Annotated in this window: 3 protein-coding genes; 1 reads left to right on the forward strand and 2 read right to left on the reverse strand. The window is 44.8% G+C overall.

What is annotated here, in order from left to right:
- The first annotated feature begins 12 nt into the window (after positions 1-12).
- Complete coding sequence (locus tag DWV53_RS14415) at positions 13-774, forward strand: hypothetical protein (RefSeq protein ID WP_118155288.1); 762 nt, start codon at positions 13-15, stop codon at positions 772-774.
- Positions 775-1,016: 242 nt separating this feature from the next.
- On the opposite strand, the gene DWV53_RS14420 is transcribed toward DWV53_RS14415, so the two are convergent.
- Together DWV53_RS14420 and DWV53_RS14425 are read right to left on the reverse strand one after the other, a co-directional pair.
- Positions 1,017-1,505 (reverse strand): hypothetical protein, encoded by a 489-nt coding sequence (locus DWV53_RS14420; RefSeq protein WP_147380779.1) that lies wholly within the window; start codon positions 1,503-1,505, stop codon positions 1,017-1,019.
- Between the two features lie 206 nt (positions 1,506-1,711).
- Positions 1,712-9,061: toxin TcdB middle/N-terminal domain-containing protein (locus DWV53_RS14425; protein WP_259319009.1), on the reverse strand; the 7,350-nt coding region annotated here is incomplete at its 5' end.

Genomic DNA, 9,061 nt, shown 5'->3' on the forward strand with positions numbered 1-9,061 from the left:
TTAGAATCGAACATGAAAGAAGAACTATTGGAAGCCATCTATGGCACAGTTGAGAGATTGGAGCAGAAAGTGGATGAGCTTTCTGCCTCCACAAAGAACGCAGGAGCGGAAACCGTTCCTGCAAGTAATGACATAACCAAGTTGGATAAGTCAATCAATGCGATGTTTATCAAAGAAGAGGAAGTCAGAGGTAAAATATCCAAATTAAGAGATGCCATTGTCGTTTTTGCAGACCTTATTAAGGTTGAACTTGGCAAAAATGAGCAGCGAAGCAAGTTCTTGGTTGATGCAGTCAAGCAGATGAGACAAGGGAATGATGTTTCCTCAAAAGCATTGCAAGATAAACTTGAAGTGATGAACAAATCACCTCAAAAGAAGGTTGTAATCCATCGCTTCGAGCCAACCTCAAAGAATATTCTTCTTTTCATAGGTGGCTTGGCTCTATCTCTTGTCATTTCCATTTGGGGCAATCTCACCCAATGGCGAGAGCATCAAGATTGGGAGGAGGCAGATTTGAAATATAGGGCATTGAAAATGGTTCTTCCATCTGATGACCCGAATATTCACTACATCGAAAAGCATTTTTCTGTTTGCCGAGATGAGAAAGTTATAGATGATGTAAGAAATCGTGTTGCTACTTATGAGGATTCTGTTTACCATCACTGTAAAATGGTTAAAATGGCAATATACAAAGACAGTATTGCCAATCTACTCATTAAAGAAACCAACGGAATAAAGCGCAAATTGAATGCAGAATGTAGTGCAGTAAACTGAAAATATGGGTAGCCATAATCGTCATATAGTAATGCGTACAAAAGCAATTAAAACTCCTCTGTACGCATTTTACAGACGATATTGCCTGTTTTTTTTATTTAATAAAGTTTCTATTTTCACTACCGAACTGAAACTCTGAGTCCACTTGAAAAAGTCCCGAATCATGTTTTTCGTCTTTGTAACTTATTGACAATCAATAGCACGTTTTCGTATAAATGACTTTTTCAAGTGGGCTCAACTCTTTAATTAAAATAAACGAGAATTTTATAAGATTCTTTCCTTTTGCTATCTTTCCTTGCATTTATATCTTTATAACCATTTGGTATTCCGTATTTTTTTATACCATAATCATTAAATAAATCATTCATTGACATATTATTGTAATAGTTTGAATTACATTTTAATAAATATGCCACTTTATCACTTATTTTATATAACTCATATCTACCATGCTTTTTAATCCAACAAATGTTACCTTTAGCATTTATACATAATTTCATACCATGAATGTCTACATATATTATTGGACTATCATTCGTATAACACCTAGAAGTGTCACGTTTGGCATATTGGATTTTTTGAGAAACTTGTTCAATCACATACTTTTTGACAAATAAAGTGTCATCGTATTTCGTATTCTCGCTAAATTTTTCGATGTCCTCACACTCTAATTGCCGATATGTGTCAATATTACCAGTAAAATAGAATATGGAAACTTTCTTGTCTGTCACATTTTGACGATAACGGCAACTAACAAATGTAATAAACAACAATATATATATAAAGAATTTATATTTAAGCATAATATATAATCAAAAAAGAGTAAATTATAAAATATATTATGTCATTGGTATCCACTATCAAGCAGATGCCAATGACAATTTCAATAATGTACAATCGAGGGTGACTTAACTACCTAAACCTCTTTTGGCAATCCTTATTTTGAGGATTTTGTAGATATAGGACTTGTTGTCTTGTAATTTTTACCTCGATGATTACGCCTAAGAGCTTCATGATTAGATTTTGCAGTTTTTGCTTCACTACCAGTTATTACACGTCTTTCTTCTTTGTTATCATATTGAGCATCATAAATGTCTGCCCTATCAACGTGATTTTTATGGTTCTGTGCATCATCAACAGCATGATCCATCTCATGCTCAAGGATTGTTGCCGCAGATTGTTTGCCTCCTTCAGTTGTTACACTACCTTGTCTGGATTCCCAATAAACAGTTGGTTGTCTATCTCCTCCAGTATAGTGTGATTCATCATGTTCTGAATCAGAAACATAAATTTTATATTTATGGTTGGTTACAGCCTCAATAGTTTTTTCTCCACCTCCATTTTTCGCATTATATAAATATGCTTGTATGAAATCCTTTATATATTGATTATTTGGAATTTTTATACTCTTTTTACCATGGAAACCACTGAAGTGGAATGTACGGTCATGTCCATTTTTATCTTTATACCAAATGTAAACATCTTTACCATTTGGATCTATTAATTTTATAGGATTATTTAAGACATAACAATAACTATTTACAAAAGGATACTTATCTTCATATGGGTCTGTACTTATCCACAAACTTATCCTTGGGTCATAGTATCTTGCCCCATAGTAATACAATCCCGTCTCCTCATCGAATTCCTTCGCATTGAAAAGATAAGGTGTATTCCAAATGTTGTTGCGCTCCTCAACGAACACTTCACCGAAAGGAACATACTCGATATGTTGCACCACCTCGCCATCAAGATTGGTGATGTAACTACTGCTACCCAAATGGTCTGGGTGGTAGTAGAACTGCATTTTCTCGTATGTATCGCCCTCTTGGAAATTGTTCTTCATTGCTCTTGCCATTACACGTGCTTGCGCAGCCTCCAAGCTGCCGTCATTGCAGCAGAAGCCCTTGCCGTCCACATAGTCGTTGTTGTCCTCGCCATTGTACGGCACTGCAAAGGTTGCATAATTATCCTTGATAGCCTGCAACTGTTGAGTATATTTAACCTTATAATCAACAGACAAGCCATCAGTCTCACTACCTGCATACTGGATGCGGCGTGGGTCAGAACCGTAAGAGTCAAAGTCACCAATCTTGGAAACGACACGCTGGCTACCGATATAGATGTGCTTGGTGTAGCGTCCGCCTTGGTTAGCAACGAGGTAAGGAGATACATAAAGTGAGAACTTGGCGGTGTTCGTGCGACCTCCAGCAAACTCGGAGTTTACATACACTTGGTCACTCTCACCTGATGTCTTCACCGTGCGTTCTCCGTCAGCATCATACCAATAGTTGGTCACAAAGCCGTTATCATCAGAAGCAAGGAGACGGTTCTCCTCATCCCATTTGAGTTTACGTTCCGTGGTCTTATCGTCAGCCACACCATCCTTCTTTGTACGGCTGGTATTGACATAAACAAGATTACCATTTGCATCATACTCGTATGCGTGATTGTTGTTCACATTCTCGCTCTCCGAAGGCGTCTCCTCTGTGCGGTAGTTCACATCCTTCACGTTAGCAAGCTGGAACCTCTTGCCTGTGTCTGTTCCATAGGTGTATGACAAATCATAACCTGCATTCAACATACCGTTGAACTGCACATTGTTCTGCGTGAGAATCTGACGCTTCGATGTGATACGGTGCATATTATCGTAGCCCATTGCAAGGGTGTAGCTTGCGGTCTTGTTGTCTGCACCAGTATAAGTGCCTGTTGCACTGACAAGACGGTAAAGAGCATCGTATGTATAGGTATGCGCCATCTGTCCGCCAGCCTTGCCACTCTGAGGCACTGACGCACCGTTTACTACGCTGAGCACATTGCTCACCGCATCGTAAGTGTAGGCGTTATCCATGATGGTGTTTCCACCACTATTCACCGTGAGGTTCTGCAATCTACGACGCTGTGGGTCGTAGGTGTAGAATGTCTCTGCACCGTTGCAATACTTCAAGTATGTGCGCTGCTCGAACTTGTCATAGCCAATCTTGCTTACATAATCGTAACCGTATGACTTGTAGCCATGAACCTTTTCAAGCTGACCACCGAGATTGTAAGAGTAAGTAATCTTCTCCTCATCAGGATAGATCATCTCCAACAGGCGGTTGTGGCTGTCATAAGTCCATTGCGTCACATAGGTTGCTATCGCCTGATTAGGCACAATCATCGTGCGGCGGGTCTTGGTGACCTCACCCATCTTGCCATAGAAGTATTCAATGGCACCAGTTCCGTCCTCACGGAGCATCAAGCGACCAATACGATTCTGAGAAGCGTTGCGACCACCATAGTAATACTTCACGTTGTTCTCTGGGTGGTCTGGGTAGTTGATACCTGTCAGACGCTGATAGTCGTAATCGTAGCTGATGAACTTGCCTTCCTTTGCAAGGTTGGCAGTCTGCTTGGTCAGCACATTGCCGAGCGCATCGTAAGTGAAGCTGGTGATTCCGCTTGCAGGATGGTTCACCTCAGTGCGGCGGTCACCCATGTCGTAAGTAGAGGTCGTTACATTGCCCTCCGTGTCGGTGACACGAACAAGGCGCTGTATGCCGTCATACTCAAACGAGGTGGTAATCTCACCGTCAGGACCGCTCTTCTGGATGGTCTTCAAGGTCTTGCCACTGCCATTGGTATGGGTAGACTGAACATTATGGAGTGCGTCTGTTACGGTTGTAACAAGTGCATGACTGCCGTTGTCAACAGTATAGGCCGTAGTTGTCGTAGAGTTGTCCGGGAATGTCACTGAGGTAGCACGGTCGAGCACGTCATAAACTGTAACCGTCGGAGAAACATTGTCGAAAGACTTGTTGAACGTTGATTTCGATCCGGTTCCTTCCGTTGTAGGATAGAAAGACTTTGCCACACGTCCGAAAGCATCATACACGTTTCTTCCGCTGACTATCATCACATTCTCGTCCTTGGCAGAGTTTCCCTTGGATGCACTTGTCACAACACCGTCCTTCTTCACCTGCACGGCTCTTCCGAAACCGTCAACGAACGTAACGGTCTCCAAGTCATCGTTAGGGTGCTGGATGTCGTAGTGCTTGGTCACTGCGTAAGCAGGAGCGGTAATGCCACTCTCACTAAAGGTAGCCAAAGGCTGATACTCAAAGGCGATGGCATAAGGCACGCCCGTAGCCAACTCGTTAGGACCACGCACGCCAGTGATGCGACCGAGGTCATCTACATCAGTCTCATAATAGAAGTTGTTGAGGTCACGATGCTCCTTGGCGATACCATAACGATAGTCGAAGTTGCCTTGCTCGCTGCGGTAACCCCACGCATCGTCAATACGCTCCACATACATGTTCATTTCCGGCTCATAGCGGTACTTGTACCACATGCGCTGTCCCTTGCCGTTGGCGGGGAGGGTCTTCTGGATGATGTTGCCGTAAGAGTCGTACTTGTAATCAGTAACTGCCGCACCGTCATTCAACTGCTGTGTAATCTGAGTGATATGGTTGGCGTAGTTGGTATTATACTTCGCCGTCACATGGTGATAGAGTGAGCCGTCACCGCCTGTAACAGTCACATCAACAGGAAGTCCGAAGATGTGCTTGCCTGCATTGTCGGTATATTTGATAGCGGTCGCATAATCGAACTTGCCGTTTCCGTCCTCGCCAAGACTGCCCTTGTCGCTGTACTTGTAGGACTTCAACTCACCATGATAGCCATTGAGGTAGTACTCGTTCCATGCCTCGGATGTAACCACACCGTTTGCCGCTCCCTCATACTGCAAGTTTGCCGTATAGCGGAGAGGTACGAATGCAGAGGCACGGTCACTCCAAAGGTTCACGTCACGCTTTGCGAACGTGTACTTGTCACCGTCGGCAGTCAGATAGTAGCTGTCGTAACGGTTCTTTGTCTCGGTGTACTTGTTGCCGTTGGCATCCTCCACGGAAGTAGCGGTAACATTGCCCTGCGTGTAGTAGTTGGCTACATCGTAGCTCTCAACAGCCTGTCTGTAAACAGAATTGCCTTTCTCCGTGTCAAGGTTCTTGGTGATGACCTCACCGAAACCGAGAAACTCACGCTCATGGCGGTCACGCTTGCCATCCTTGTACTCAAAGGCGGTAGTCATTACAGGTCCATCGTCATGGATACCATCATCAACGGTAAGGGCAGACATTACCCACTTGCCACCAGGAAGTCCGTAGGTAGGAGTGGTATGCGCATAGTCGAGTGTGAAAGTGCCGCCCAAGGAGTTGGTGACAGACTTCAACATGTTTGTCCTGCCAATGGCAGAGCGTGTAACCTTCAACTCGCTTTCCTTCTCAGACTCAACGATGTCAAGATAGCCGTCACCATCAACATCCTGCAAAGAGTAGGTAGGACGATTGATACTGTGCGAGGTTGATGCACCAGGGTTGGTTGAAATCTTGATGCTTATGACAGGGATGTTGATGGTCAAAGTGAACGCTGCATTTGCCGACTCTGATGTAGAGGCTGATTCACTAAGCGCATTTGCACCCTTCCAACTGATAGGCTCATCAAAGCCGTTACCAGTGTTGAGGGCAACAGTGATACCATTTCCGTTCTTCCATACCTTATCTGGAAGACCATCGGAGTTGATGTCGATAAGATTGTATTCCTCCTCATTTTCAGAGGTAACGATGCCAAAGCCTGCGGAGAAACTGCCGGAGGCCTTGTTGATACCAGTTCCAACACCAAGATTATACGAAAGACTCTTGCCGCTTTGGATGCGGTCAAGTTCCCAGTCAATAGGCTCGGTAAAGGCATAGCCAAGATTTAATCTCACCTTCTTGTCGGAAAGAATCTTGTCAGGTAGTCCATCGCCATTAATATCTATGAACGATTCTACAGCTTCATCCGTATTCTTCGGCGCACTGCCGGAAATGGAGAATTGAGCCAACCATGAACTCTGTTGGTTCTGTGCGGAAGACTTGCTTCCGGAGATAAGTTTTGTAATATCGGACACAGAAGCTACTGGATTGCCACCATATCCCCATGCCTCAGAAGCATTGTCAGAGTTATTAGCTCCGATACCCTTGTAGATTTCTCCACTCAATCCACCTTGTGAATTGGTGTATTGGATAGTGCCACCAGCAATGATGTCAGGGAATCCGTCACCGTTCATATCCATCATGGCAACTTCCGTCTTGGTACTGCCATTTGCATTGTTATGGGTAATGCCACGTGCACCACCTTGCACAACAGTACTCTTGCTTGATACCACTTGGCTTACAGCTGCCGCACCAGTACCCTGCAAATATTCACCTGCAAGTCCTGCCACCTCCGCATTGTTATCCAAAGGATTGGTAAGAAGTACATCCTGTTCTGTCAATCGGGCTGTGCTTGCCTCGTTTGCAGTAAGATAGATGTCCTGTCGCTGACCGACCCACTTGTCCATAGAAGTCTGGTCTGTGCCCAATGGAGTGAATGCCATCGTGAGAGGGTCAACCTTGTCGTTCTCGTTTTCAGGCAATTTCAGCAATGACTCGTCAATAGGCTTTGCATATCTGCCCTCTGCCGAGTTATAAACAAAACCTCCCCAGCCACGGTAAAGCATACCGAAGCCAAGATTGTCATTCTCTGCATAGAATCCAGCAAGCACATTCTCTGTTACGAGACCTGCCGCATCTTTCAGAATGGAAACAGAGGCTGAAGTAACAGTTTCATTAGAGATTGCTGCCGGATAGCTGTATTCAAACCAGATGTTCTTTCCTGCAGTAGTTGCAAATCGCAGAGTATCGGCTTTCAAGATGCCATTCTCGATATTGAAAGACTTCTTGCCGATGAGTGCATCCTCTGTCTTGGCGGTCAAAGTAACCTGGCCATTGATGGAATTGTCAGAAAGGGTAAGCACTGGCGACACAACCAAAACGGTATCAGTCGCAGTGGTCAAGTATGGCTTGCCCTCTGCCAAGGCATTTGCGAAAGTCTTGTAATGTGCAGGAACTGACATGGTCTGCTCAACATTGGCAGAATCCTTGTAAGTTACAGACGCTTGCCAACCGATATTCTTCCAATCAACATTTGAGGTAGATGAAATCTCAAAGCTGAAGTTGGTCAGCTTTTCTGTATTCTCCAGACTGATGTTGAGTGAATCGCCATTGAAAGCCTCACCAGCCTTCAATGTACGAGCAAAGACAGTCTTCTTGGTATAGTTCGGGTTGTCGTTTCCGTCACTGTCTTTCTTGTCGTTGCTGCCGATGATGCTGAGAACAACATCGTCGGTTGTTACAGGCTTGTGGAAGACACTGTGAACTTCAACACTTGAACCATTCTCCACATTGGCAGAGGTGTTCACATCATAGATGGCACCATCCTCAGGCTTGTACTCTGTTGAAGAAAGCCCGTTAGGCAAAACATTAGATTCGCCAGCGTATGTAATGGTAGGCGACCAGTTCACCTTGTCAAATGAGCCGTTGCTTGTTTCCTCGGAACCCGACTGTACACGGAAATAGATTCTGTCACCTCGCTTGACGGCAACAGATGATACGGCAGCGGCATAAGAACTGCCGTCGCCCTTTGCAATAGTCTTGTTCCAAAGCTCATTGCCACCCTTTTGGATAGCAACTCTTACGCCGTCTGCCTTCTGATACTCGTCAGCATCATAGTCACCAGTCGGAGCGACAAGGCTCACTTGACCTGCCACGCTTACTGTTCCATCCTTTGGCGCTTGCCATACACGCACGATGTCCTCCATCGGTGAGTTCTTGATGGCTTCTGCCTGCTCATCCTTACTGACCTCCATGACGGAAGTGTCAACCTTGCCACCATAGATGATTGGGCTTGGCGTGTCGGCACTGCTCAATGTAAACGTAGGCACGGCATTGCCTGATCCGTCAAACTCCAAGTGGTTGAAATATACCTTTCCATTGGAAACGAGGTCAACAAGTCCGTCACCGTTGATGTCGCTGAAATACTGAGTGGTCTTTGTCTTAGTGGTTGACTTGTCCGTTCCGACAACGGCAGTCAGGACATTCCAACCGACAACGGCATTCGCACCGAAAGTGTTGGTAGAACTTTTGGTTGTCGAGAAGTTACTAATGCCCTTTACCTTGACAGGCTCACCATATACGACTTCTCCGTTGTCTGTCTTAATCTGTGGACGATAATATACAGAACCACCGGACTTGTACACCTTGTCTGGAAGTCCGTCACCGTTCAAGTCAACGAGTGCGGAAAGTCCCTTGCTCGTGTCGCTTGAATAGCTGTATGAGCCACCCACGGTATTGCCTTTCCAAGGACTTCCGTCCACGACACCCACACCTGCATAGAACGAACCGCTTACAGAAGAACTTGTCGTTCCGCCAAGTGCAGTTGGCTTGTC

It is taken from the genome of Segatella copri (assembly GCF_003465495.1).
Lineage (GTDB): Bacteria > Bacteroidota > Bacteroidia > Bacteroidales > Bacteroidaceae > Prevotella > Prevotella copri_G.

Coding starts and splice junctions, on each gene's coding strand:
- DWV53_RS14415 (WP_118155288.1), top strand. CDS start 13: ATGAAAGAAGAACTATTGGAAGCCATCTATGGCACAGTTGAGAGATTG.